The sequence below is a fragment of the Ensifer sp. NPDC090286 genome, assembly GCF_044769565.1.
In the GTDB taxonomy this organism is placed as follows: Bacteria; Pseudomonadota; Alphaproteobacteria; order Rhizobiales; family Rhizobiaceae; genus Ensifer.
Map to the genome: position 1 here is coordinate 700455 of NZ_JBIVYF010000002.1, position 26318 is coordinate 726772.

The 26318-nt window shown below is 63.1% G+C and carries 18 protein-coding genes; 12 read left to right on the top strand and 6 right to left on the bottom strand.

The features are described 5' to 3' along the window. Positions 1–225: 225 nt before the first annotated feature. Positions 226–1413: an acyl-CoA dehydrogenase gene (locus ACIQUG_RS13420; RefSeq protein WP_402322180.1), complete on the top strand. Its 1188-nt coding sequence runs from the start codon at positions 226–228 to the stop codon at positions 1411–1413. Between the two features lie 11 nt (positions 1414–1424). Continuing rightward, on the top strand, positions 1425–2609 hold the full coding sequence (locus ACIQUG_RS13425; RefSeq protein ID WP_402322182.1) for a CaiB/BaiF CoA transferase family protein: 1185 nt from the start codon (positions 1425–1427) through the stop codon (positions 2607–2609). Positions 2610–2702: 93 nt separating this feature from the next. Here the strand turns inward: ACIQUG_RS13425 and htpG are convergent, their stop codons facing one another. Next, entirely contained in the window at positions 2703–4592 is a 1890-nt protein-coding gene (gene htpG / locus ACIQUG_RS13430; protein WP_402322185.1) for a molecular chaperone HtpG, read from the bottom strand. A gap of 358 nt (positions 4593–4950) precedes the next feature. On the opposite strand from htpG, the gene ACIQUG_RS13435 reads away from it, so the two are divergent. From ACIQUG_RS13435 to fabI, 4 genes are read left to right on the top strand one after another with little or no spacing between them, the layout of a single operon-like run. Next, positions 4951–7167, top strand: a complete 2217-nt coding sequence (locus ACIQUG_RS13435) for a DUF3141 domain-containing protein (protein ID WP_402322188.1) — start codon at positions 4951–4953, stop codon at positions 7165–7167. 14 nt (positions 7168–7181) lie between these two features. Next, positions 7182–8138 (top strand): phosphate acetyltransferase, encoded by a 957-nt coding sequence (locus ACIQUG_RS13440; protein ID WP_402322191.1) that lies wholly within the window; start codon positions 7182–7184, stop codon positions 8136–8138. A 1-nt stretch (position 8139) separates the two neighbouring features. Further along, entirely contained in the window at positions 8140–9324 is a 1185-nt protein-coding gene (locus ACIQUG_RS13445; RefSeq protein ID WP_402322194.1) for an acetate/propionate family kinase, read from the top strand. 16 nt (positions 9325–9340) lie between these two features. Further along, positions 9341–10126, top strand: coding sequence for an enoyl-ACP reductase FabI (fabI, locus tag ACIQUG_RS13450; RefSeq protein WP_402322197.1), 786 nt, complete (start codon positions 9341–9343; stop codon positions 10124–10126). A gap of 122 nt (positions 10127–10248) precedes the next feature. Here fabI and ACIQUG_RS13455 read toward each other — a convergent pair whose 3' ends face one another. Together ACIQUG_RS13455 and ACIQUG_RS13460 are read right to left on the bottom strand one after the other, a co-directional pair. After that, positions 10249–11724 (bottom strand): NAD-dependent succinate-semialdehyde dehydrogenase, encoded by a 1476-nt coding sequence (locus tag ACIQUG_RS13455; RefSeq protein ID WP_402322200.1) that lies wholly within the window; start codon positions 11722–11724, stop codon positions 10249–10251. A gap of 257 nt (positions 11725–11981) precedes the next feature. Continuing rightward, positions 11982–13250 (bottom strand): 4-aminobutyrate--2-oxoglutarate transaminase, encoded by a 1269-nt coding sequence (locus tag ACIQUG_RS13460; RefSeq protein WP_043613401.1) that lies wholly within the window; start codon positions 13248–13250, stop codon positions 11982–11984. A gap of 225 nt (positions 13251–13475) precedes the next feature. Here ACIQUG_RS13460 and ACIQUG_RS13465 point away from each other — a divergent pair, with 225 nt between their 5' ends. Then, positions 13476–14288: a MerR family transcriptional regulator gene (locus tag ACIQUG_RS13465; protein ID WP_402322204.1), complete on the top strand. Its 813-nt coding sequence runs from the start codon at positions 13476–13478 to the stop codon at positions 14286–14288. A 142-nt stretch (positions 14289–14430) separates the two neighbouring features. Here the strand turns inward: ACIQUG_RS13465 and fba are convergent, their stop codons facing one another. Beyond that, the gene (fba, locus tag ACIQUG_RS13470) at positions 14431–15474 is read right to left on the bottom strand and encodes a class II fructose-bisphosphate aldolase (RefSeq protein ID WP_104665287.1); all 1044 of its coding nucleotides are present in this window, start codon (positions 15472–15474) and stop codon (positions 14431–14433) included. A 759-nt stretch (positions 15475–16233) separates the two neighbouring features. On the opposite strand from fba, the gene ACIQUG_RS13475 reads away from it, so the two are divergent. The 4 genes from ACIQUG_RS13475 to ACIQUG_RS13490 are packed head-to-tail and all read left to right on the top strand — an operon-like array spanning position 16234 to position 21536. Further along, positions 16234–17832, top strand: a complete 1599-nt coding sequence (locus ACIQUG_RS13475; protein ID WP_192449736.1) for a peptide ABC transporter substrate-binding protein — start codon at positions 16234–16236, stop codon at positions 17830–17832. Between the two features lie 54 nt (positions 17833–17886). Further along, positions 17887–18810 (top strand): oligopeptide ABC transporter permease OppB, encoded by a 924-nt coding sequence (gene oppB, locus ACIQUG_RS13480; protein WP_034799616.1) that lies wholly within the window; start codon positions 17887–17889, stop codon positions 18808–18810. Beyond that, complete coding sequence (locus ACIQUG_RS13485; RefSeq protein WP_402322209.1) at positions 18803–19933, top strand: ABC transporter permease; 1131 nt, start codon at positions 18803–18805, stop codon at positions 19931–19933. The genes oppB and ACIQUG_RS13485 overlap by 8 nt, the downstream gene beginning before the upstream one ends. 1 nt (position 19934) lies before the next feature. After that, positions 19935–21536, top strand: a complete 1602-nt coding sequence (locus tag ACIQUG_RS13490) for an ABC transporter ATP-binding protein (protein WP_402322212.1) — start codon at positions 19935–19937, stop codon at positions 21534–21536. 289 nt (positions 21537–21825) lie between these two features. Here ACIQUG_RS13490 and ACIQUG_RS13495 read toward each other — a convergent pair whose 3' ends face one another. Further along, complete coding sequence (locus ACIQUG_RS13495; RefSeq protein WP_402322215.1) at positions 21826–23187, bottom strand: sigma-54-dependent transcriptional regulator; 1362 nt, start codon at positions 23185–23187, stop codon at positions 21826–21828. Next, a complete protein-coding gene (locus tag ACIQUG_RS13500) occupies positions 23184–25010 on the bottom strand; it encodes an ATP-binding protein (RefSeq protein ID WP_402322218.1) in 1827 nt (608 codons plus the stop codon). The genes ACIQUG_RS13495 and ACIQUG_RS13500 overlap by 4 nt, the downstream gene beginning before the upstream one ends. Positions 25011–25244: 234 nt before the next feature. On the opposite strand from ACIQUG_RS13500, the gene ACIQUG_RS13505 reads away from it, so the two are divergent. Beyond that, the gene (locus tag ACIQUG_RS13505) at positions 25245–26174 is read left to right on the top strand and encodes a VOC family protein (protein WP_402322221.1); all 930 of its coding nucleotides are present in this window, start codon (positions 25245–25247) and stop codon (positions 26172–26174) included. Positions 26175–26318: the final 144 nt, after the last annotated feature.

Below are 26318 nucleotides of genomic sequence, written 5' to 3' on the forward strand. Positions count from 1 at the left end.
TTGCTTCTGATCTCTGGCGTTGCACTGGCATTCGGTCTGCAAGGAGTGCAGGCAGAGCGAAAGACATCCGTTCTTGTCGTCATATTCCAGCGATTTTGCAACAAGGCCGCGCAAAGCCGGGCGAGGGGCCATTCCCTGGACGCATGAGGCGGTGCCTCAATTTCGTTTGAAACGCCATGCACCCCTTGCGATAACGTGAGCCGAATAATCCGATGGGAGAGAAACATGGCCGGCAAGACGCAATTTCAATGGGATGATCCGTTCCTTCTCGACGATCAGCTGAGCGAAGACGAGCGCATGATCCGCGACACCGCGCGGGCCTACGCGCAGGACCGGCTGCAGCCGCGGGTCATCGACGCCTATCGCGAAGAATCGACCGATCCGGAAATCTTCCGCGAAATGGGCGAGCTTGGCCTGCTCGGCGTTACCGTCTCGGAAACCTATGGCGGCGTCGGCGCTTCCTACGTCGCCTACGGCCTGGTTGCCCGCGAAGTCGAACGCGTCGATTCGGGCTACCGCTCGATGATGAGCGTGCAGTCGTCGCTGGTGATCTACCCGATCTACGCCTACGGCTCCGAGGAGCAGAAGCAGAAGTATCTGCCGAAGCTGATCAGCGGCGAATGGATCGGTTGCTTCGGTCTGACCGAGCCGGACGCCGGTTCTGACCCGGCCGGCATGAAGACCCGCGCGATCAAGACCGAGAGCGGCTACCGCCTCGTCGGTTCGAAGATGTGGATCTCCAATGCACCGATCGCCGATGTCTTCGTCGTGTGGGCGAAATCGGAAGCGCATGGCGGCGCGATCCGTGGCTTCGTGCTCGAAAAGGGCATGAAGGGTCTTTCGGCTCCGAAGATCGCCGGCAAGCTGTCGCTGCGCGCGTCGATCACCGGCGAGATCGTCATGGACAACGTCGAGGTCGGCGAAGAGGCGCTGCTGCCGAACGTCGAGGGCCTCAAGGGCCCGTTCGGCTGCCTCAACCGTGCCCGCTACGGCATCTCCTGGGGTGCGCTGGGCGCTGCCGAGTTCTGCTGGCATGCAGCACGCCAATACGGCCTCGACCGCAAGCAGTTCAACCGCCCGCTCGCCCAGACGCAGCTCTTCCAGAAGAAGCTCGCAGACATGCAGACGGAGATCACGCTCGGCCTGCAGGGGTCGCTGCGCGTCGGCCGCCTGATGGACGAAGGCCGCATGGCTCCGGAAATGATCTCGATCGTCAAGCGCAACAATTGCGGCAAGGCGCTCGACATTGCCCGCATGGCCCGCGACATGCACGGCGGCAACGGCATCTCCGAGGAATACCAGGTCATGCGCCACATGGTGAACCTCGAGACCGTCAACACCTACGAGGGCACGCATGACGTTCACGCGCTGATCCTCGGCCGCGCCCAGACCGGCCTCCAGGCCTTCTTCTGAGCGGTGCCGTCATGGAAGCGCCGCTGAAGGGCATTCGTGTGCTCGAACTGGCCCGCATTCTTGCGGGCCCATGGATCGGCCAGACGCTGGCCGATCTCGGTGCCGACGTTATCAAGGTGGAAAGCCCTGATGGTGACGACACCCGCACCTGGGGCCCGCCCTTCGTGGCGGGCGAGGATAGCGAGACGCTCGACGCCGCCTATTTCCACGCCTGCAACCGCGGCAAGCGGTCCGTCGTGCTCGACTTCACGACCGAGGAAGGGCAGGAGGCTGTGCGCCGCCTTGCCGCCCAATCGGACGTGCTGCTGGAAAACTTCAAGGTCGGCGGGCTTACCAAATATGGGCTCGATTACGAAAGCCTGAAGAAGATCAATCCGCGGCTGATCTATTGCTCGGTGACGGGTTTTGGCCAGGACGGTCCCTATGCCCATCGCGCCGGCTACGATTACATCGTCCAGGGCATGAGCGGCATCATGGACCTGACCGGCGAGCCCGATCGCGAGCCGCAGAAGATCGGCGTAGCCTTTGCCGATATCTTCACGGGTCTCTACGGCGTCATCGCCGTGCAGGCGGCGCTTGCCCAGCGCGAGCGCACTGGCGAGGGGCAGCAGATCGACATGGCTCTGCTCGACTGCATGACCGGAGTGCTCGCCAACCAGGCGCTGAATTTCCTGGTCTCCGGCAAGGCGCCGCGCCGGCTCGGCAATGCGCATCCGAACATCGCGCCCTATCAGGTCTTCCCTACTTCCGATGGCCACCTGATCGTCGCTGTTGGCAACGACCGCCAGTTCGTGAAGTTCTGCACCTTGCTCGGACGGTCGGATCTGGCGACCGACGAGCGTTATCTGACCAATGCGCTTCGCGTGCAGAACCGCGACACGCTGACGCCGGAACTGACAGCCGAGACGGCAAAGATCGAGCGCGACACGCTGTTGAAGCTGCTGGAAGATGCCGGTGTGCCCGGCGGGCCAATCAACACCGTCGCCGACGTCTTTGCCGATCCGCAGATCGAGCATCGGCAGATGCGGGTGGATACGCCGCATTCGGGGGCTGCTGCCGGTACCTCGCCCGGGGTCCGGACGCCGATCCGCTTTTCGGCCGCCGAGTTGGCACTCGATCGCGGTGTGCCGCGGCTTGGGGAGCATACGGCTGAAGTGCTGACGGAGATCGGGATGGACGCGTCGAAGCGCGATTAACGCAGCGAGAGATGCCGAGTGTCTCGTTGAGGCGCAACCTGAAGAAAACAGCGAAAAGCCCTGGAAATCAGAGAGATTTCGAGGGCTTTTCCGTTAGGCCTTGAGGGCGCGGTCGAAGACGCGCGACAGCCGTTCGGCGAAGCCGCGCGGGTCCTGCGGCTTGTCGCCGTCGAGCACGCGCGCCTGGTCGAGCAGGAGTTGAACGGCGTCCGTGCGGAACGCCGTGTCGCCGGCGGGGCTTGCGGCCATGGCGGTGATCAGCGCGTGGCTCGGGTTGATTTCGAGGATCGGCTTAGGGGCGTCCTCGAGACGGCCGGCGCCCTGCAGCATCTTTTCAAGCTGGCGGTCGGGGCCGTGTTCGGGCGCCACCAGGCAGACCGCACTTTCCGTCAGGCGGTCGGAGGTGCGCACGTCCGACACGGCCGCGCCGAGGGTTTCCTTGGCAAAGGCGACGAAGTCAATCACCAGCTGGCTCGCCTGTGGGGCCTCTTCCTTGCCGCCTTCGGGCTTGGAGATGGCGCTGAGATCGGCCGCCCCTTGCGTAATCGACTTCCAGGGCTTGCCGTCGAAATCCGGTGCCGAGGTTACCCAGAAGCTGTCGACCGGATCGGTCAGGAGCAGCACTTCGATGCCGCGGGCGCGAAAGCCTTCGAGTTGTGGCGAGGCCTTTAGCTGCGCGAGGTTGTCGCCGGTCAGGTAATAGATCGCCGACTGGCCGTCCTTCATGTCCTTGACGTAATCGGCAAGGCTGCGCTGGCTCTCATCCGACGTGGTGGTGCGGAAGCGCGACAGCGCCACCAGCTGCTCGCGGCGCTCGTAATCTTCGTAGATGCCTTCCTTCAGCACGCTGCCGAAGTTTTCCCAGAGCTTGTCGAAGGTCTCGGTCTCGTTTTCCGCAAGCTTCTCGATCGCCGTCAGCACGCGGTTGGTGACACCCTTGCGGATGCTGGCGAGCAGCGGGCTTTCCTGGATCATCTCGCGCGAGACGTTCAAGGGCAGGTCCGAGGTGTCGACGAGACCGCGCACGAAGCGCAGGTAACGCGGCAGCAATTCCGCCTCGTCGGTGATGAAGACGCGCTTGACGTAGAGTTTCATCCGACCCTTTCGGTCCGGGTCGAACAGATCGAAGGGCTTCGAGCCAGGCACGAAGGCAAGGGCCGTATATTCGTGCCGGCCTTCGGCGCGGAAATGCACCGTCAGCGCCGGATCGTCATACTGGCCGGCGACGCCGCGATAGAAATCGGCGTAGTCTTCCTTGCTGATCTCGCTCTTCTGCTTGGTCCAGAGCGCGGTGCCATCGCCGATCTGGACAGGCTCGGCGTCGGGCTTTTCGAGAATCGAGATCGGTACCGGCACATGGCCGGACTGGTCCTTGACGATGCGCTCGACGGTCCAGCGCGACGTGTAGGTCTTGGCGTCTTCCATCAGGTGCAGCGTGATGCGGGTGCCGCGCGCCGGGGCGTCGGCAAGTTCGGCTGCAGAAACGGTGTAGCTGCCCTTGCCGTCCGACGACCACAGGAAGGCATGCTCGGAACCGGCGCGGCGCGATACCACGTCCACCTTGTCGGCGACCATGAAGGCGGAATAGAAGCCGACGCCGAACTGGCCGATGAGCTGCGCGCCCTCCTTGCCCTGGGCGGCTTCGATACGCTCCATGAAGGCGCGAGTGCCCGAGCGGGCGATCGTGCCGAGCGCTTCGACCAGCTCGTCGCGGCTCATGCCGATGCCGTTGTCCTCGACGACGAGCCGGTTGTTTTCCTCGTCCAGCTTCAGCGTGATGCGCGGGGTCGGGTCACCGGCCAGAAGCTCGGGCGAGACGATCGCTTCGTAGCGCAGCTTCTCGCAGGCATCCGCGGCGTTCGAAATCAGTTCGCGGAGGAAGACGTTCTTGTCGGAATAGACAGAATGCACCATCAAATGGAGCAGTCGCGCCACATCGGCTTCGAAGACATGTTTCTCTACGGACATTTCGATTTCGCTCATTGCCTGGCAACTCCTTTGGGTTTCGCCCCAATTGGCAAGCGGTGCCCGGAATTTCAAGGCCTGACTTGCGCGCTCCCCATTTCTGGATAATGCTGCAGTGCGAAAGATCAGTGAACGCTGGCGAAACGATGCTTCTTCAACGGGGTTCACGGCGAGGAATTCGCGCGGGCGACAAATCGCCGTAACACTCCGCAGTTATGCTGCTTCGACCCGGGCAATGGCCTTGGGTTATCATGCCGAGTTCATATCGCGGCCCTGCCGCCTGTCTCTTTGACTAAGGTCAATGCGAGACGAATTGCGTTGTTCTATTGGCTTTGGAAACGGGGCCGACCTTCAATCGCACCGAGGAGTGGACATCATGCCCAAGCATTCCACGAGCCCGACCATCCCGACTTTCGCAGATGCCTATTCCTATTCTCTCGATGCTTGGCAGCGTTCGGTCCTCTTTCTCGATGTGATGCGCCAGCGTGGCGCGCAATATGAGGAACACCGCACCCAGACCGCGCCGAACGTGCTGGAGTTCGAGGCCCAGCTTGTTACCGATGGGCGCACGCTCGCCCGGCCGGTGAACTATGCGCTGGTCAGCATCGTTCCGCCCGAGGGCGTCGCGATCGATCCGACGAAGCGTCCCTTCGTCGTCGTTGATCCCCGGGCAGGGCACGGCCCCGGCATCGGCGGCTTCAAGGCTGACAGCGAGATCGGCGTGGCGCTGAAAGCGGGCCATCCCTGCTATTTCATCGGCTTCCTGCCGGATACGGTTCCGGGCCAGACGATCGAGGACATCGCGCTGGCCGAAGCCGGTTTTCTCGAAACCGTCATCGCCCGCCATCCGCAGGCGGACGGAAAGCCCTGCGTGATCGGCAATTGCCAGGCGGGCTGGGCGGTCACGATCGTCGCAGCGCTGCGTCCCGAACTCTTCGGCCCGATCATCATCGCCGGTGCGCCGCTATCCTATTGGGCAGGGGTGCGCGGGCAGAACCCGATGCGCTATTCCGGCGGGCTTCTCGGCGGCAGCTGGCTGACGGCGCTGACCGGCGACCTAGGTGGCGGCATTTTCGACGGCGCCTGGCTGGTGCAGAATTTCGAGAACCAGAATCCGGCGAACACGCTCTGGACCAAGCAGTACAATCTCTATTCGAAGATAGACACGGAAGCTGCGCGCTACCTCGGCTTCGAACGCTGGTGGGGCGGCCATGTCACGCTCAATGCCGAGGAGATGCAGTTCATCGTCGACGAACTCTTCGTCGGCAACAAGCTTGCGGCCGGCGAAATCCGTACCTCCGACGGCACAGCGATCGACCTGCGCAACATCCGCTCGCCGATCGTGGTCTTCTGCTCCAAGGGTGACAACATCACCCCGCCGCAACAGGCGCTCGATTGGATCCTCGACCTCTACGACAGCGTCGACGAAATCCGCGCCTACGGCCAGACGATCGTCTACACCGTTCACGAGACCGTGGGTCATCTCGGCATTTTCGTCTCCGCCGGCGTCGCGCGGAAGGAACATGACGAGTTCGCTTCCAACATCGAGCTGATCGACGTGCTGCCGCCCGGGCTTTACGAGGCGGTGCTGACGCCGGCAAGCGAAGCTGTCGAGGGCCGGGCGCTTGTCTCCGGCGAATGGCTGATGCGCTGCGAGCCGCGCACCCTTGAAGATATCCGCGCACTCGGCGGAAACGACATCGAGGACGACAGGCGCTTCGCCACCGCGGCGAAGCTCTCGGAGATCAATCTGGCGCTCTACCGCACTTACCTGCAGCCGATGGTCAAGGCCGCGGCGACGCCGCCGGTGGCAGAGGCGATGCGCAACATGCATCCGTTGCGCCTGCAGTATGCGCTTTTCGGGCCGGACAATCCGTTCATGGCCTGGACGTCGGCGCTCGCGGACCATGTTCGCGAAAACCGGGAACCTGCCGCCGCCGGCAACCCGTTCATCGCCTGGCAGGAGGCGCTGTCACAGCAGATCGTCGATGGTCTCGAGACCTGGCGGCGGACGGCTGAGTATCTTTCGGAGCAGAGCTTCCACGCCATCTATGGTGCTCCGAGCCTGCAGGCCGCGCTCGGTATCGACACGAACACAAAGCAGCCGCCGCGAAAGGCGGAGAAGAGCTTGCTGCACCAGGAACTCGTCAAGGCGCGGATCGCCGAACTCAAGGCCCGGATGGCCGAGGGTGGAACCTGCGAGGGCCTTGCCAGAGCCCTAACTTTCGTCGGCACGGCGCGCGGCGGCGCGGACGAACGTGGGTTTGAGGCGGTTCGCCGGCTCCGGCTTTCCCATCCAGAGGCGAAACGGTTGAGCCTGGCCGAGTTCAAGACCGTGATGCGGGAGCAGTACTTCATGCTGCTGATCGACGAGGCGGAGGCGCTCGCAGCTCTTCCAAAGCTGCTGCCGGAAGCGGTCGAGGACCGTCGCAGCGCCTTTACGGCCCTTCGTGAGGTGCTGGAGGCATCCGGGGCCGTCACGGGCGTCGCTGCCGAGCGGCTGCAGCAGGTTGCCGCGCTTTTCCGGCTGGAGAGCGAGCCGCCGGTCCCGATCGCGGCGGGCAAGACCATTCGCAATCGCACTGCATCCTGATGGGGGGAATCGACGTGTCCGAAGTAACCGAACTGCCGGTTGAGCAGTCCAAATACGATCTCCTGATCGCCACCGCGCGAGATGAAACGCCGGCGGTCACCATTGTCGCGCATCCCTGTGACGAAACCTCTCTGCGTGGTGCGCTGGAGGCCGCGCAGATGGGCTTGATCGCGCCCGTTCTGGTCGGGCCGGAAGCAAAGATCCGCAGCGTTGCCGCCGAACATGGCCTCGATCTCGGCCGGAGCGAGATCGTCGATGCGCCGCACAGCCATGCGGCGGCGGCCAAAGCGGTGGCGATGATCAGGGAGGGGCGAGGCGAGCTGCTGATGAAAGGCAGCCTGCATACTGACGAGCTGATGAAGGAGGTCGCGGCGTCGGCAACCGGACTGAGGACCGACCGAAGGATCAGCCACGTCTTCATCATGGACGTGCCGGGGCATAGCGAAACGCTGTTCATCACCGATGCGGCCATCAACATTTTCCCCGACCTCGAAGCCAAGCGCGACATCGTGCAGAACGCCATCGACCTCTGGGTGACGATCGGGCTCGGCGAGCCGCGAGTCGCCATCCTTTCGGCGGTCGAGACCGTAACGACGAAGATCCCCTCAACGATCGAGGCGGCGGCACTCTGCAAGATGGCCGAGCGCGGCCAGATCACCGGCGGCCTGCTCGACGGTCCGCTTGCCTTCGACAATGCGATCGACCCGGAAGCGGCACGGATCAAGGGCATCACCTCGCCGGTCGCCGGGCGCGGCCAGATCCTGGTGGTCCCGGACCTTGAGGCCGGCAACATGCTGGCGAAGAACCTCACCTTCCTGTCCCATGCTGATGCGGCCGGCATCGTGCTGGGTGCCCGCGTCCCGATCGTGTTGACGTCGCGGGCGGACTCCGTGCGCACGCGTCTTGCCTCCTGCGCCGTCGCCTCCCTCTACGCCGCGCGCCGGCGGACCTCGCAAGTCGCGGCGGTGTGACATGGACGCGCTTCTCGTCGTCAATGCCGGCTCGTCGAGCCTGAAGTTCCAAGTGTTCGGGATCACGGATCAGGGGCTCGAGCGTCAGATCAAGGGCCAGATCGGTGGCATCGGCACCCGTCCCTGCCTACAGGCGAAGACTGCCGATGGGACCGTACTGATCGACAAGAACTATGATGCGGGTGACGTTGGCGACTTGCCGGCAGCGATCGCGGCGGCGCGCGACTGGCTGCTGACGCTGGAAGGCTTCACCCTGCGGGCGGTCGGCCATCGCGTCGTGCATGGCGGTCCCGACTATGCCGCGCCGGTGCTGATCGATGCGACCGTCCTCGATCGCCTCGCGTGCTACCAGGATCTCGCGCCGCTGCACCAGCCCAACAATCTGGCGCCGATCCGCCAGGCGATGGCGATCAACCCGGATGTGCCGCAGGTCGCCTGTTTCGATACGGCCTTTCACCATGGCCACCCGCAAGAGGTGAACTGCTACGCGATGCCGCGCAGCTACTATGATGAAGGCGTGCGGCGTTACGGCTTCCATGGCCTTTCCTATGAATACATCTCAGAGCGACTGCGGGATGTGGCGCCTGCAATCGCCGGTGGCCGCGTCATCGTCGCGCATCTCGGCAGCGGCGCCTCGATGTGCGCCCTCAGCAATGGTCACAGCGTCGAGAGCACCATGGGCTTTACCGCGCTCGACGGTCTGCCGATGGGAACCCGGCCCGGCCAGCTTGATCCGGGCGTCGTGCTCTATCTGATCCTTCAGCGCGGCATGAGCGCCCAGGCCGTTTCCGATCTGCTCTACCATGAGGCCGGGCTCAAGGGTCTGTCGGGCGTGTCGAACGACATGCGCGACCTGCTTGCAAGCGCGGATCCCCATGCCAAGCTCGCCATCGACCACTTCGTCTATCGCTCAGGGCTCAACGTTGGGATGCTGGCAGCCGCGCTCCGTGGCATCGACGCCTTGGTCTTCACGGCGGGTGTTGGGGAAAACTCCGCCCAGATCCGCGCACGCATCGCCGAGAACATCGCCTGGCTCGGCGTCGAACTCGATCCAGCCGCCAACGAGGCCGGCGCAACGCTGATTTCGACGCCTTCGAGCCGCGTTGCGCTCTACGTCATCCCGACCGACGAGGAACTGATGATCGCCCGCCACACGCTCGCCCTGCTTAAATCCCGCGCAGCCTGACCATCGGAGACAATTGATGTCCATTCCTGTCGCAAAGGCCAAACTTCTCGATGGCCGCAAGGGCCTGATTGTCGGTATCGCCAATGACCGCTCGATCGCCTGGGGCTGCGCCCGTGCGTTCCGCGCCTTCGGGGCGGAAGTCGCCGTTACCTATCTGAACGACAAGGCGAAGCCCCATGTCGAACCCCTGGCGCGTGAAATCGAAGCGCCGATCTTCCTGCCGCTCGACGTCGCCGTGCCGGGGCAGATGGAAGCGGTGTTCGAGGAAATCGAGAAGACTTGGGGCGAACTCGACTTCGTCGTCCATTCGGTTGCCTTTTCGCCGAAGGATACGCTCGGCGGCCGCGTCGTCGATGTGCCGCGCGAGGGATTCCTGAAGACCATGGATATTTCCTGCTGGTCCTTCATCCGCATGGCGCATCTCGCCGAGCCGCTCATGAAGAATGGCGGCACGCTCTTCACCATGACCTATCACGGCTCACAGGTGGTGGTGGAAAACTACAACATCATGGGTGTCGCCAAGGCGGCGCTCGAAAGCGCCGTGCGCTACCTTGCCTCCGAACTCGGCCCGAAAGGGATCCGCGTGCACGCGATTTCGCCGGGCGCGCTGGCAACGCGCGCCGCTTCCGGCATTCCGGAATTCGACGCACTGCTTGAAAAGACCAAGGTCAAATCGCCGAGCCGCGAGCTGATCGATATCGACGACGTCGGCGCAGCCACCGCTTTCCTTGCGCATGACGCCGCCCGTCTGATCACGGGCCAGGTGCTCTATGTCGACGGCGGCTACCACATCATCGACTAAGCTTGTCGCGCAAAAGTGCGCAGCGGTTTTGCGGTTACGACATGCGGCAAATCAACGGCGTAAAGCGCGCGGGCGATCCTGAAAGATCGCGACGGGCTTTAGCCGCCGGGTCTCCGCACGGGTCAGATATTGCCCATGCAGAGATATTTCATCTCGAGATAGTCCTCGAGCCCGTGACGCGATCCTTCGCGGCCGATGCCCGATTGCTTGATGCCGCCGAAGGGGGCGGCTTCCGAGGACATGCGGCCGGTGTTGATGCCGACCATGCCGTATTCCAGCGCTTCGGCCACATGCCAGACGCGCTTCAGGTTCTCGGCGTAGAAATAGGCGGCAAGACCGTAGATTGTATCGTTGGCTTCTGCGATGACCTGCTCGGCCGTCTCGAAGCGGATGATCGGGGCGATCGGGCCGAAGGTTTCTTCCTGGGCAACGCGCATGTCGGTGGAAATGCCCGTGAGAACAGTCGGCTCGAAGAAGGTGCCTGACGCGCCGATCCGGTGGCCGCCTGCGCGCACCTTGGCGCCCTTGGAAACGGCGTCGGCGACGTGGGCCTCGATCTTCTCGATCGCGTGCTTGTCGATCATCGGGCCGAGTGTAACGCCGGGCGTGAAGCCGTCGCCGACGGTCAGTTCGGCGACGCGCCCGACGAACTTCTCGGCAAAGGCATCGTGTATGCCTGATTGCACGTAGATACGGTTGGCCGAGACGCAGGTCTGGCCGGCATTGCGGAATTTCGCCTGGATGGCGCCGTCCACCGCCTCGTCGATGTCGGCGTCGTCGAAGACGATGAAGGGGGCATTGCCGCCGAGCTCGAGGCTCACCTTCTTGATCTGGTCGGAGCATTGCCGCATCAACAGCCGCCCAACCTCGGTCGAGCCGGTGAAGCTGATCTTGCGAACCTTGGGATTGCTGCAAAGTTCGCGGCCGATCGCGGCACCTTCTGCGGCATAGAGCAGGTTGACGACGCCGGTGGGGAAGCCGGCCTTTTCGGCGAGCACGAACATCGCGCCGGCAACGAGCGGTGTCTGTTCGGCCGGCTTCAAGATGATGGTGCAGCCGGCGGCAAGAGCCGGCGAAATCTTGCGGGCGACCATCGAAGCCGGGAAATTCCACGGGGTGATCGTACCAACGACGCCGACGGGCTGCTTGATCACAAGCATGCGCCGGTCGTTGGCCGGGGCCGGGAAGGTTTCGCCATAGATGCGCTTGGCCTCTTCCGCATACCACTCGACGTAGGCCGCGGCATGCAGCACTTCACCTTTCGATTCGGAAATCGGTTTTCCCATCTCGGCCGTCAGGATGGCTGCAAGATCGTCCGCATGCGCGACGATCAGGTCGTACCAACGGCGAAGCACGGCGCTCCGGTCCTTGGCTGGTTTCGCCGCCCAGAGAACCTGCGCCTTGGCAGCAGCTTCGATTGCGGCATGGGCCTCGTCGATGCCCATGTCCGGAAGCGTTGCCAGCTTTTCGCCGGTCGATGGGTTGAAGACGTCGAAGGTCGCGCCAGCCCAGTTCCTGCCGGCCTCCGGAACGGTATGAAGCGACGCGAACAGATCGGCGTCACGCAAGTGCTTGGTCAAGGCGGGGGTCAAGGTCATGGCGGGCATCCTCCGGCGATGGCCTGCCGCGAGACGGCAGGCCCGCTTTTGCTTGTTCTTGCGGGCGCCGATTGATCCCGGCACCCGAGCATTGCGCGTCTGAAATTGGCGCGCAGCACCCACAGCGCCGCGCGTCTTTCAAGACGCGCTAAGGTCGCCGTAGCACTTTGAATTGCTGCATAATTTTGCCCTCAAGTCGATCCCGAATTGAGGAATTATGCACCGGGCAACCGTGTTGCGGGTTGCCCGGCCGAGGATCAAGCGCGCGCCGCGAGGATCGAGGCTTCGAGAATGTCGAGCGCTTCGGCGAAGACTTCGTCCTGGATGGTGATCGGCGCCAGGAAACGAATGACGTTGCCGTGCACGCCACAGGTCAAGAGGATCAGGCCCTTTTCCAGTGCGATCAGGCGGACCTTGTTGGCGAAGTCTGCGCTCGGCAGGTTGGTCTTCACGTCGTTGAACTCGACGGCGTTCATGAAGCCGGGGCCGCGGATGTCGACGATTTCTGGTGCCTGCTCGCGGATTGCGGCAAGGCGCTGTTTCAGTCGGCCGCCAAGCTGTTCGGCGCGTTCGCAGAGTTTCTCCTCAGCGATGACGTCAAGCACGGCGTGTGCTGCGGCAATGCCGAGCGGGTTGCCGCCATAGGTGCCGCCAAGACCGCCCGGAGCCGGAGCATCCATGACTTCAGCGCGGCCGGTGACGGCCGCGAGCGGGAAGCCGCCGGCAAGGCTTTTCGCCATGGTGATCAGGTCGGGCGCGACATCATGGTGGTCCATCGCAAACATCTTGCCGGTACGGGCAAAGCCGGTCTGGACTTCGTCGGCAATGAGCAGAATGCCGTGCTGGTCGCAGATTTCACGCAACGCCTTCATGAAGGCGGCGGGAGCCGGGTAGAAACCACCTTCGCCCTGCACCGGCTCAAGGATGATCGCAGCAACGCGGCCCGGATCGACGTCGGCAGCAAAGAGCTTCTTCAATGCGGCGAGCGACTGTTCGGTGGTGATGCCGTGCAGTTCGATCGGGAAGGGGGCGTGGAAGACGTCGCCCGGCATCGCACCGAAGCCGACCTTGTAGGGAACGACCTTGCCGGTGAGCGCCATGCCCATGAAGGTCCGGCCGTGGAAGCCCCCCGAGAAGGCGATGACGGCCTGGCGGCCGGTCGAAGCACGGGCGATCTTGACGGCGTTTTCGACAGCCTCGGCGCCTGTTGTCACGAAGATCGTCTTCTTGGCGAAGTCGCCCGGCGTCAGCGCATTGAGGCGCTCGGCGAGATGCACGTAGGTTTCGTAAGGAACGACCTGATGGCAGGTGTGGGTGAAGCGATCGATCTGCGCCTTGACCGCTTCGATGACCTTCGGGTGGCGATGGCCGGTGTTAACGACGGCGATACCGGAGGCGAAATCGATGTAGCGATTGCCTTCCTTGTCCCAGATTTCCGAATTTTCCGCGCGATCGGCGTAGATCTGGGTGGTCATGCCGACGCCGCGCGAGATGGCGGCGTTCTTGCGGTCGGTGAGGCTGGTCATGGCGCGTTCCTGTCGTCTGGAGTTAATATATTGCATTTTTTCTGCAAGTTTATTGTGGAAGTGGTACACCTTTCACAGTCGATTGCAAATCAAATTTGGTGATCGAGACACCACGGTTGCTGATGCGCCGTTCTTGTCAGATCTCGATCGTGGCGGCTAAGGTTGCGGACACGCCGGAATTGCAAGGATTCGGGCAGCGCCGCCGGGCGGTAAAGGGAAATCGGAATGGGCGCAGTGCGCTACAAGGTCGCCGAAGCGGCTCGACTGGCAGGGGTTTCCGCCTCGACGCTGAGGCTATGGGAGACGCAGGGTCTCGTCGTGCCCGAGCGCTCGCCGACGGGACATCGGCAGTATACCGAGAACGATCTTGCCCGGCTGAAGCGCATCTCCTGGTTCCGGGCCGAGCGTGGTCTCAATCCGGCCGCGATCCGTGAGGCATTGGACGCCGAAGGGGCTGCCGACGACCACGCCCCACCGGCAACGAGCGACGGTCCTGAAAATCAGGTCGGGCGCAAGCTGCGCAGCCTCAGGCACGCCGCCGGCAAGACGCTGGAGCAGGTCGCCGGTGAGATCGGCATCGCCGCCTCGGTGCTCTCGACGCTGGAACGCACCTCGCAGGGCGTCTCGGTCGCGGTGCTGCACAACATCGCTGAATTCTTCGGCACCACCGTTTCCAGCCTCGCCGGTGAAGAGGAGGCGGATGCGCGCGCCGTTGTTCGAGCCGGCGAATGGCGGACATGGCCGCGCACGACCCCCGGCGTCACGGTGCAGCTTTTGGCCGATGGCCGCAACCAGATGGATTGCCACCGCTTCGTGCTGGAGCCGGGCGCGTCCAGCGAAGGCGCCTATGGGCACGAGGGCGAGGAGTTCGTCTATGTCCTCTCCGGCCGTGTCGAGTTCATTCTCGACAGCGACCAGTTCTACGACCTCGGCGTCGGCGACTCGCTTTACTTCGAAAGCAAGCGGCGGCACGCCTGGACGAACCGGCACGACGGCGAAACCGTGCTTCTCTGGGTCAACACTCCGCCGACGTTCTAGTCGTGGGCTGACCACTCGGCTTTTGTCCAACGACAACGAAATCGGCGCGCGGTCTGAACAAAACCGCGCGCCGATCAATGTTACGAGCTTCGACAGGACACCTGCCCCCGACCCTGTGATCGGGGGCGGAAGGGCTGTCGGATCAGCCAGCCGCGTAACGCTTTGCCATTTCCGGCAGGCGCAGCGTGCGGATCTTCGAGGCCTTGCCGGCGGTGCGGAAGGCTTCGAAGCGCTCGCGGCACACTTCGGTCATCAGCGCCGTTGCCGGCTTCAGGTAGGTGCGCGGGTCGAAATTCTCCGGGTTCTCGGCGAAGTTCTTGCGGATCGTCCCGGTCATGGCGAGACGCAGGTCGGTGTCGATGTTGACCTTGCGCACGCCAAGCGGGATCGCCTTCTGGATTTCAGAAACCGGAACGCCCCAGGTCGGCTTCATCTTGCCGCCATAGGTGTTGAAGAGATCCTGCAGATCCTTCGGCACCGACGACGAGCCGTGCATGACGAGGTGGGTGTTCGGCAGCTTCTTGTTGATCTTGGCGATCGTTTCGATCGACAGGATGTCGCCATCGGGCTCGCGGGTGAATTTGTAGGCGCCGTGGCTGGTGCCGATCGCGACGGCCAGCGCGTCGACGCCGGTCTTGGTGACGAAGTCGAGCGCTTGGTCCGGGTCGGTCAGCAGTTCTTCACGCGACAGCTTGCCTTCGAAGCCGTGGCCGTCTTCCTTGTCGCCGGCGCCGGTTTCAAGGTTGCCCAGGCAGCCGAGTTCGCCTTCGACCGAAACGCCTGCCGCGTGCGCGATCTTCACGACCTCCGCGGTGACCGCGACATTGTATTCATAGCTGGCAACGGTCTTGCCGTCCTTCTCCAGCGAGCCGTCCATCATGACGGAGGTGAATCCGTTGGTGATGGCCGAGATGCAGGTCGACGGCTGGTCGCCGTGGTCGAGATGCAAACAGACCGGGATATGCGGATATTCTTCCGCGGCACCCAGGATGAGGTGGCGCAGGAACGCGTCACCGGCGTAGGAGCGGGCGCCACGGCTTGCCTGGAGGATGACCGGGCTGTCGGTCGCATCGGCGGCGCGCATGACGGCCTGAATGTATTCCAGATTGTTCACATTGAACGCCGGCAGCGCGTAGTCGTTCTCCGCCGCATGGTCGAGCAGTTGCCGCAATGTGATCAATGCCATTCGCTATCTCCCTTTGGATACTCGGTGCAACCTATGCGGCGCACCACAAAAACAATCCGGCCGATGAACCGCACGAAATGCATCGATGGCAAAGTCGATGGCCGGCTTTTTCGTGCGGCGTGACGGCGCGCGCGAATTGGTCGCGCCCACCGAAGTCAGGCGCACAATAGTTCATCGAAGTGGTTTGACAACCGGGCAAAAGGCAGGTTGCCAGAGGTCGAAACTCGCTTCAATCGATTTTACTGTGGACTGGATGCAACACCTTCAGTGTGAAGTGTTTTCACTTTCTGGTGGTGGCTGAGAGGAGGGGGAGCCGATGGGTCTGAATGCAACCCTTGGGCGCTGTTTTCGTCTTCTGCACTATAGTGGTAGATGCGCTGTCGGAAACAGTCTGTCGACAGGAGCTGAACGGCTCGCAAGAAGATTGCGGCAATGCCCCTCTTTCTTTGCGCAGATTACGTAAACTGCCGCTAAAATTCACAAACTTTGCATCGCGGATGATTCGAGGCTCGATCCGAACGAGAAATAGCGCGGACCTAAAACGTTGCAGTAGATTTCGCAGAAATGCCCTGTTCACGTCATATGTCCGTCGCAAAGACGATGAAAAGAATCGCAAACAAAATACAACCTATGGGATAGGTCGATTCCCTGCCTATAGATAAAGATGCAGACAGTCGCAGAATCCGCCTTGCGTTCGCGAACGATTTGCACTTCTCTCCTGCGATCACAAACCCAAAAAAGGGGAAGGAGAGAAACAAAATGGCATCACTGAAACTCAACCTGAGCGCTGCTGCGCTACTCGGCTCTTTGCTTATCACAGCGAGCCCGGCGCTTGCCGAAGCTGTCCTGCATCGCGGCAACGCAGGTGAGCCGCAGACGCTCGACCAGCACCACACCTCGATCAACATCGAAGCGTTCATCCTCAAGGACCTCTATGAAGGCCTGACGATCTATGACGCCTCTGCCAAGATCGTCCCCGGTGTTGCTGAGACGTGGGAGCTTTCGGACGATGGCACGGTCTACACCTTCAAGCTGCGCGCCGATGCAAAGTGGTCGGACGGTTCGCCGGTAACGGCTGAAGACTTCGTCTTCTCCTTCCGCCGCGTGGAAGATCCGAAGACCGCAGCCGGCTACGCCAACATTCTCTTCCCGATCAAGAACGCTGAAAAGGTCAACAAGGGCGAACTGCCGGCCGACCAGCTCGGCGTAAAGGCCGTTGACGAAAAGACCGTCGAAATCACGCTTGAGCGTCCGACCCCGTTCTTCCTGGAACTGCTCGCACACCAGACGGCACTTCCGGTCAGCAAGGCAAGCGTCGAAAAGAACGGCGCCGACTTCGTCAAGCCGGGCGTCATGGTTTCGAACGGCGCGTTCACGCTGCAGGCCCACGTTCCGAACGACAGCCTGACCGTCGTCAAGAACGCCAACTACTGGGATGCCGCCAACGTCAAGCTCGACAAGGTCATCTTCTACCCGATCGACGACCAGGCTGCCTCGGTTCGCCGCTTCGAAGCCAAGGAAATGGACCTCGTCTATAACTTCTCGGCTGACCAGATCGACCGTCTGCGCACGTCCTACGGCGAGCAGGTCCACGTCTCGCCGTCGCTCGCGACCTACTACTATGCCTTCGACACCCGCCAGGAGCCCTATAGCGACGTCCGCGTCCGCCAGGCCCTTTCCATGGCTGTAGACCGCGACTTCCTTGCCAAGGAAATCTACGCTGGTTCGCAGCTGCCGGCCTACTCGATGGTTCCCCCGGGCATTGAAAGCTATGGCGAGCCGTCCAAGGCCGAGTTCAGCACGATGTCGCAGCTCGACCGCGAAGACAAAGCCATCGCTCTGATGAAGGAAGCCGGTTACGGCGAAGGTGGCAAGCCGCTCGACATCGAGCTGCGCTACAACACCAACCCGAACCACGAGCGCGTCGCGACTGCCGTCGCCGACATGTGGAAGAACACCTTCGGCGCCAAGGTGTCGCTGGTGAACCTCGACGTGTCCTCGCACTACGCCTACCTGCAGGAAGGCGGCAAGTTCAACGTTGCCCGCGCCGGCTGGCAGGCTGACTACGCGGACGCCGAGAACTTCCTGGCGCTCAGCGTCGGCTCCAACAAGACCTTCAACTACGGCCACTTCGAAAACGCTGAATTCGACGGCCTGATGAAGAAGTCCTACGACGAGCAGGACCCGGCAGCCCGCTCCAAGCTGATGCATGACGCCGAAGCGCTGCTGATGAAGGAACAGCCGATCGCTCCGCTTCTGACCCAGGCCGACCTGTGGCTGGTTGCCAGCCGCGTCAAGGGCTGGGCGGACAATGCTCCGAACGAGCACCTCAGCAAGTTCCTGAGCATCGCCGAATAACGAACAGAGACGACGCGCGGTCGGAAGGCCGCGCGTCGCCTCCGGAGTACGTCCATGATTTCCTTCATCCTTCGCCGATTGGCGAGTGCGGTGCCGACCTTGTTTATCGTCGTCACCATTTCGTTTTTCTTGATGCGGTTCGCCCCTGGTGGTCCCTTCAATCTCGAGCGTCCTCTTCCGCCACAAACGATGGCGAACCTGATGAAGACGTACCAGCTCGACCAGCCTCTTTGGCGCCAATACACGCACTATCTCAGCAATGCGGTGACCGGCGACTTCGGGCCGAGTTATGTCTACAAGGACAACAACGTCGCTGAACTGATCGGCAAGGGTCTGCCCTATTCGATGGAGCTCGGCTTCTACGCGTTGCTGATCGCGCTGATCGGCGGCGTTACCGCCGGAACGATCGCCGCGCTTCGGCAAAACAGCGTGCTTGATTTCACCATCATGTCGTTTTCGACGATAGGGGTCACCGTGCCCAATTTCGTCGTCGGCCCGGTGCTGACGCTGGTCTTTGCAATCGTGCTCGCGTGGTTGCCAGCCGGTGGCTGGGGTGATGGATCGTTGCGCTTCCTGATCCTGCCGATGATCGCGCTGGCGCTGCCGCAGCTTGCAGTTTTCGCGCGTTTGACGCGCGGCTCGATGATCGAGGCGCTGCACACCGACCATATCCGAACGGCCAAGGCCTATGGCCTGCCATCCCGAACGGTTGTCGTCACCCACGCCATGCGTGGTGCGATGTTGCCGGTCGTCTCCTATCTGGCGCCCTGCGCCGCGGCGCTTCTGACCGGCTCGGCCGTCGTCGAGACGATCTTCACCATCCCGGGCGTCGGCCGCTACTTCGTCCTCGGCGCTATCAACCGCGACTACACGCTGGTGATGGGCACGGTAATTCTCGTCGCCATCTTCGTCATCGTCTTCAATCTCCTGGTCGACATTCTCTACGGCCTGCTCGATCCGAGGGTTCGCCATGACTGATATCGCCCAGACCCCGGCGGCGACGCCGGAAACGAAGGGGCGCAGCCTCTTCCAGCTCGCCGCGATGCGCTTCAAGCGCAACCGCGCCGCCATGGCCGGCTGCTTCATGCTGGCGCTGATCGCGCTGTTCTCGTTCCTCGGTCCGTTCTTCGTTCCGCACACCTACGATCAGGTGTTCCCGTCCTACGTCTCGATCAGCCCGAGCCTCGAGCCGCGGCCGGATACGTCGACGCTTCAAGACGTGATGGAAGGTGTCGCCACCCGGGCACGTGTCACGCTGAAGGAGTTCAATCTCGAGGGTGAAACCTTCACCGCGACGATTACCTCCGAACAGCCGATCGATTCCCGTGCCACGCGCTACTTCGACCGCGCCAACGAATTCCGCGATACCCAGGTGGTGGCATCGGAAAACGACGGCAAGACACTGAAGGTGACCGGCCAGGTCGATCGGGAATATTTCCCCTTCGGCACGGATTCCAACGGCCGCGACCTGCTCGTTCGCGTCATGCTCGGCGGCCAGATCTCGATCGCCGTCGGCCTGCTCGCGAGCCTCGTGTCGCTCGGCATCGGCGTCGTCTACGGCGCGACATCGGGCTACATAGGCGGCCGCGTCGATAACGTCATGATGCGTCTGGTGGAGATCATGTATTCTCTGCCCTTCGTCTTTCTCGTCGTCGTGCTCGTCGTGTTCTTCGGCCGCTCGTTCATCCTGATCTTCCTGGTGATCGGGGCGGTGGAATGGCTCGACATGGCCCGTATCGTGCGCGGCCAGACATTGGCGCTGAAACGTCGAGAATTCGTGGGTGCCGCGCAGGCGCTTGGCCTGACGGACTGGCAAATCATCCGCCGGCACATCATCCCCAACACGATCGGCCCGGTCATCGTTTTCGTGACCGTCGTCGTGCCCAAGGTGATCCTGCTCGAGAGCTTCCTCTCCTTCCTCGGCCTCGGCGTTCAGGCGCCGCTGACGAGCTGGGGTGCGCTGATCTCGGAAGGGGCAAACAACATCCAGTCGGCGCCATGGCTTCTGATCTTCCCGGCCATCTTCTTCGTCCTGACGCTGTTCTCGCTGAACTTCGTCGGCGACGGCCTGCGCGACGCGCTCGACCCGAAGGATCGCTGACATGGCTGATACCAAGGAAACCATCCTGGCCGTTCGCGGCCTCAAGGTGAACTTCTCGACGCCCGATGGCACCGTCGAGGCGGTCAAGGGCATCGACCTCGATGTGCGCACCGGCGAAACGCTTGCCGTCGTCGGCGAGTCCGGCTCCGGCAAGAGCCAGACGATGATGGGCATCATGGGACTGCTCGCCAAGAACGGCACCGTGACCGGCTCGGCCCGCTACCGCGGGCAGGAGCTCGTCGGCCTGCCGCCGAAGGCGCTCAACCAGGTGCGCGGCGCGAAGGTCACCATGATCTTCCAGGAGCCGATGACCTCGCTCGACCCGCTCTACCCGATCGGTCGCCAGATCGCCGAGCCGATCGTCCATCACCGGGGCGGCTCGTTCAAGCAGGCGCGGGCGCGGGTGCTCGAACTGCTGGAGCTCGTTGGCATCCCCGAGCCGGGACGCCGTATCGACAGCTACCCGCACGAGCTTTCGGGCGGCCAGCGCCAGCGCGTGATGATCGCCATGGCGCTCGCCAACGAGCCGGATCTGCTGATTGCCGACGAACCGACGACGGCGCTCGACGTGACGATCCAGGCGCAGATCCTCGATCTCCTGAAGTCGCTGCAGCAGCGCTTCGGCATGGCGATCGTGCTGATCACCCACGACCTCGGCATCGTCAAGCACTTTGCGGACCGCGTGGCCGTGATGCGCCGTGGCGAAGTGGTCGAACAGGGCACGACGGCCGACATCTTCGAGCGGCCGCAGGCCGACTATACGAAGATGCTGCTGGCTGCCGAGCCGAGCGGCCGCAAGGCATCTCCGCCCGACAGCGCGCCGATCATCCTGGAAGGCCGAGACGTCTCCGTCGACTACCAGATCGGCGGCGGTCTCTTCCGTGGCGGCAAGTCCGTCTTCCGCGCGGTCGACAGCGTCAATCTGCGCCTGAAGGAAGGGCAGACGATCGGCGTCGTCGGCGAGTCCGGTTCCGGCAAGTCGACGCTCGGCCGGGCGCTCCTGAGGCTCCTGCCGAGCAGCGGTCACTACCGCTTCGGCACGATGGATATTTCCGGCTTCGACCGTGGCCAGATGCGGCCGCTGCGGCGCACCCTGCAGCTCGTCTTCCAGGATCCCTACGGCTCACTCTCGCCACGGCGCACCGTCGGCGAAATCATCACCGAGGGGCTACACGTGCACGAGCCCGAGCTCACCCGTGCCGACCGCGACCGCCGGGCGTCGGAAGCGTTGAAGGAAGTGGGGCTCGATCCCGCATCCCGCAACCGCTACCCGCACGAGTTCTCGGGCGGCCAGCGCCAGCGCATCGCCATTGCCCGCGCCATGATCCTGAAGCCGAAGGTCGTCATCCTCGACGAGCCGACCTCGGCGCTCGACCGTTCGGTCCAGGGCCAGGTGATCGAACTGTTGCGCGACCTGCAGCGCTCACACGGGCTGTCCTACATCTTCATCAGCCACGACCTTTCGGTGGTGAAGGCGATGTCGGACTACGTGATCGTCATGAAGAACGGCAAGATCGTCGAAGAAGGCGAGACCGACGCGATCTTCGAGGCGCCGAAGCAGCCCTATACCAAGACGCTGATTGGCGCTGCCTTCAACGTCTGAGCCGGGCGCCGTGACCATTGCCGGGGACGCGAGCGATCGCGTCCCCTTTTTTGTTGCCTGCGTCTGCCCGCTGCGCCCTCACCTTGCGGCTTGCCATATGCGCCATGATCGGAGGTCGCTTTTTCATCGAAGACCCTGATTGCATCAAGGTCGAATTCGTCGCGGCTGCCGTCGCAGAATAAAGCGGCGGTTTCGGTGCGCGGGCGTTACCGCTCGGCGCATCGAGCCGATGTACCGATCCGACCGGCGAGGCGCCGGTCAAGGGCGTCGCGTTAGGCGCCGGGCCGGGTCAATGCTCGCCGTCCGCAGAAAAGTCGGCGGCGACCAGTTTCTTGTCGAGCCCGAACTTCTGCATCTTCTCGTAGAGGGTCTTGCGCGAGATCCCGAGGGTCTCGTAGACCGGCTTCAGCGCGCCGCCATGGGCGGCGATGGCGCTGGCGATGAGACCCTTTTCATAGGCTGCCACCTTGTCGGCAAGACGGTTGCCGTTCTCCGATCGTGCGCTGTCGTCGGGGGCCGCATCGAGCCCGAGCACCAGCCGCTCGGCGGCATTGCGCAACTCGCGCACATTGCCCGGCCAGTCCCGCTCGGCGATTTCGGCCAGCATCGACTGGGAAATTTCCACCTCATCCCGGCCGTAACGTGCAGCTGACTCCCTGATCAGTTGCAGGAAGAGCAGCGGAATGTCGGCGCGCCTTTGCGCAAGCGAGGGGACGCGGAGCGTTGCGACGTTGAGGCGATAGAGGAGGTCCGCCCGGAAGCGTCCGGCCGCCACTTCCTTTTCGAGATCGACCTTGCTGGTGGCGATGAAGCGCACGTCGAGCGGCACCTGCTCGTTCGATCCGAGCCGCGTGATGACTCGTTCCTGCAGCACGCGCAGAAACTTTGCCTGCAGGTCGAAGGGCATCGAGCCGATCTCGTCGAGCAGGATCGTGCCGCCGCGACCATGTTCGAACTTGCCGTAACGCGGACGGATGGCGCCCGGGAAAGCGCCGGGCTCATGGCCGAAGAGTTCGCTTTCGATCAGGTTTTCCGGCAATGCGGCGCAATTGATGGCAATGAACGGGCTGTTGGCGCGGGTGCTGAGGTCATGCAGCGTGCGGGCCAGCACCTCCTTGCCGACGCCGGTGTCGCCGATAATCAAGGTATCGGCATCGGCCGCGCCCAGTGCGCGGATACGGTAGCGCAGGTCGACCATGACCTGGCTTCGCCCGGGCAGCCGTTGCTCGATGTCGTCGCGCTTGCCGGCAACCGCCTTCAGCCGCCGGTTCTCGAGAACGAGCGCGCGCCAGTCCAGCGCCCGGCGGATCGTGCCGGCGAGCATCTGGGCTGCAAAGGGCTTCTCGACAAAATCATAGGCGCCTTCGCGCATGGCGCGAACGGCAAGCTGCACATCGCCATGGCCAGTGATGAGAATGACCGGCACTTCCGCATCGATCTCGCGGATGCGCTGCAGGAGCGTCATGCCGTCCATGCCCGGCATTCGGATATCGCTGATGACGACGCCCGGAAAGCTGTAGCTGATGAATTCGAGCGCGTGTTCGGCGGCCGAAAAGGCGTCGACGCGGAAACCGGCGAGTTCCAGCGCCTGGGCGCTCGAATGGCGCACATCCTCTTCGTCGTCGACGAGCAGGATCCGGCTCTCGATCATTCAGCGGCCTCCCGGGCATTGCTGTTTTCGGCAGCGAGTTCGATGCGGAACTCGGCGCCGCCGCCCGCAGGGTTGGTGGCGATCAGGCTTCCGCCGAAATCCTTGATAATGTTATAGGAAATCGAAAGGCCAAGGCCCAGCCCCTTGCCCACGCCCTTTGTGGAAAAGAACGGGTCGAAGATGCGCTCGGCAATCGCCGGGGCAATGCCCGGTCCCGGGTCGCGGACAGTCAGCACGACTTTGCCGTCTTCCCGTCGCGCCCGCAGGCGGATGGTGCGGTCATCGAGCCCTTCGACAGCATCGGCGGCATTGGAAATGATGTTGACGAGCACCTGCTGCAGGCGCACCGAGCCGGCGCGAACGACGAGCGGTTCGTCGCCGAGATCGATGTCGATGCTTGCCGCCGCCGCCTTCAACCGGACCGAGACTATCTCCATCGTATCGCGCACCACGTCCTCGACGAGAACGGGCCCGAGTTTCTCGTTCGGTTTGCGGGCGAAATTGCGCAGGTGCTTGCTGATTGCCGCCATGCGGTCGACGAGCCCGGAGATGCGGCGGATATTGTCGGTCGCCTCGTCGGACCGACCCCGCTCGATCAGCAGTGCGGCGCTGTCGGCATAGGTCTTGGCGGCGGCAAGCGGCTGGTTGAATTCGTGTGAGAGGGCAGCGGACATCTGCCCGAGTCCTGCCAGTTTCCCGGCCTGGATCAGGTCGGCCTGCGTGCGGCGCAGCTGCTTCTCCGTCAGCCGCCGCTCGGCGATCTCTTCCTCGATCTGGGCGTTGACGCGCGCGAGGTCGGCGGTGCGTTCGTCGACCCGGCGCTCCAGCTCGGCCTGTGCTTCCGCCTGCATCGACAGGCGCTCGTTGAGCCGTGCCCGCCGCTGAAAAATGATGGCGACGCCGAGGCCGGCAAGGCAGAGCAGAAGCAAGGCGGCGATGACAGTCGTCAGCGCCTGCGTTCGCACCGATGCCGTATCGACCAGCACGTTCACGGTCCAGTCCGCGTCGGGCATCCGCTGCGAAAGCATCAGGTATTCGCGGCTCGAGCTTCCGGCCGAGACGGTGAGGAAGTGTCGATCTGAGGAGACGCGCTCCAAGACGGGAAGGGCGTGCACGGTGGCGTCGGCGTAGCGCCTGGAGGCTTCGGTTCGTGCCAGCCGGTCCGACGTCAGCGGCAGGACCGACGCGTAGCGCCACTCCGGATCGCCGGACATGAAGATGATGCCTTCCGGGTCGGAGACGAAAATCTTGTACTCACCGCCCTGCCAGGAGGCTTCGATGCGCTCGACATCGACCTTGAACACCATGACGCCGCGGATCTCGTTTCCGACCCGGATCGGGGAGCCGAAAAAGTAGCCGCGCTTCAGCGATGTCGTCCCGAGCGCATAGAACCGCGATTGCTGCCCGCGAAGCGCTTCCTGGAAATACGGCCTGTAGCTGAAATTTTGCCCGACGAAGCTCGTCGGCCCGTCATAGTTGCTGGCGGCGATGGTGTTGCCATCCGGCGTGATCACGTAGATGTCCGAGGACTGCAGCAGGCCGTTGATGTCCTTGAGGTAGCTGTCGACGGCCTCCCTTAGCCGCCGGTCGCGCGGGCGGGTGACGAGCTCGCGGACGTCGTCATGATCCGCAATCAGCGCCGGCAGCGCCTGGTATCGGTTGAGGTGGCCGTCGAGCGCGGTGACGGCGAGGCGAAGCGCTGTCGTCGCCTGCGCGCTTGCCTCGCGCAAATAGCTGTCGGTCGTGACCGCATAGCCTTTCCATGCCAGCATGGCTGCAAGCAGCGGCAACAGCAGGAACGCCAGGACCAAGCGATGTTTCACAGATATACGCGCCCCTCCTCGCGTTACCGCGGCAAATGCCGACGATCGATCTTAAGCATCGCGGCGAGGGCTCACAAGTCGCCTCCGGAATTCGTGTCTGTTGACGAGTTCCTGGTGTCGTCAACGCCGTGTTGACAATGCGTTTGGTTGCGGCCGTCTTTCGCTAAGGAGCGGATAGGCGCATCTAAGACCCAACGGAGCGCCCGGTGGCGCCGGAGAGAAAGGATCACGGCAATGCTCAATCAGATCAAGGGTCTGCATCACGTCACCTCGATGGCGGGCGATGCGCGCGAGAACAACCTGTTCTTCACCAGGTCGCTCGGCCTGCGCCGCGTCAAGAAGACGGTCAACTTCGACTCGCCCGATGTCTATCACCTCTATTACGGCGACGAAGCCGGCACGCCTGGCACGGTCATGACCTATTTCCCATTCCCGCAGATGCCGCGTGGCCGCGCAGGTACCGGCGAAGTCGGAACCACCGTCTTCTCTGTACCTGAAGGCTCGCTCGGGTTCTGGAAGGAGCGGCTGGTGACGCTGGGCGTCACCGGTCTCAAGGATGAGGAAACCTTCGGTGAAAAGCGCCTGAACTTTGCCGGTCCTGACGGCGACGGCTTCGCACTCGTCGAGGTCAAGGAAGACGGGCGGGCGCCCTGGACGGAAGGCGGCATTTCGGCGGACCATGCAATCCGCGGCTTCCATTCCGCAGCCCTGCGTCTGCGCGACGAAGGGGCGACGGCCGAGCTTTTGAAGTTCATGGGCTACGAAGAACTCGATCGCAAGGATGGCGTCACCCGTCTGATCGTGCCCGGCGGCAACGATGCCCGCGTCATCGACCTCGAAACGATGCCGAACATCGGCCGCGCTTCGCAAGGGGCAGGCTCGGTGCACCACATCGCCTTTGCCGTCGAGAACCGCGAAAAGCAGCTCGAGGTGCGCAAGGCGCTGATGGACACGGGCTATCAGGTGACGCCGGTCATCGACCGCGATTACTTCTGGGCGATCTACTTCCGCACTCCGGGCGGCGTGCTGTTCGAGATCGCGACCAACGAGCCGGGCTTCGAGCGGGACGAGGATCTCGCCCATCTCGGCGAGGCGCTGAAGCTGCCGCAGCAGCACAAGCACCTGCGTCCGATCCTCGAAAGCCACCTCGAGAAGATCGACTAGGAGACCGAGACAGAGAAGGCTCGCCGCGCCGGCGAGCCTCCGGTACCGGCACTTGCACAGAACGGTTCACGGTTTCGTCGAAACCGTGAAGCCAACGCTTTGAAATCAGGCAGGTTCGAACGCGGCATCGACCCCGTTCGGAAG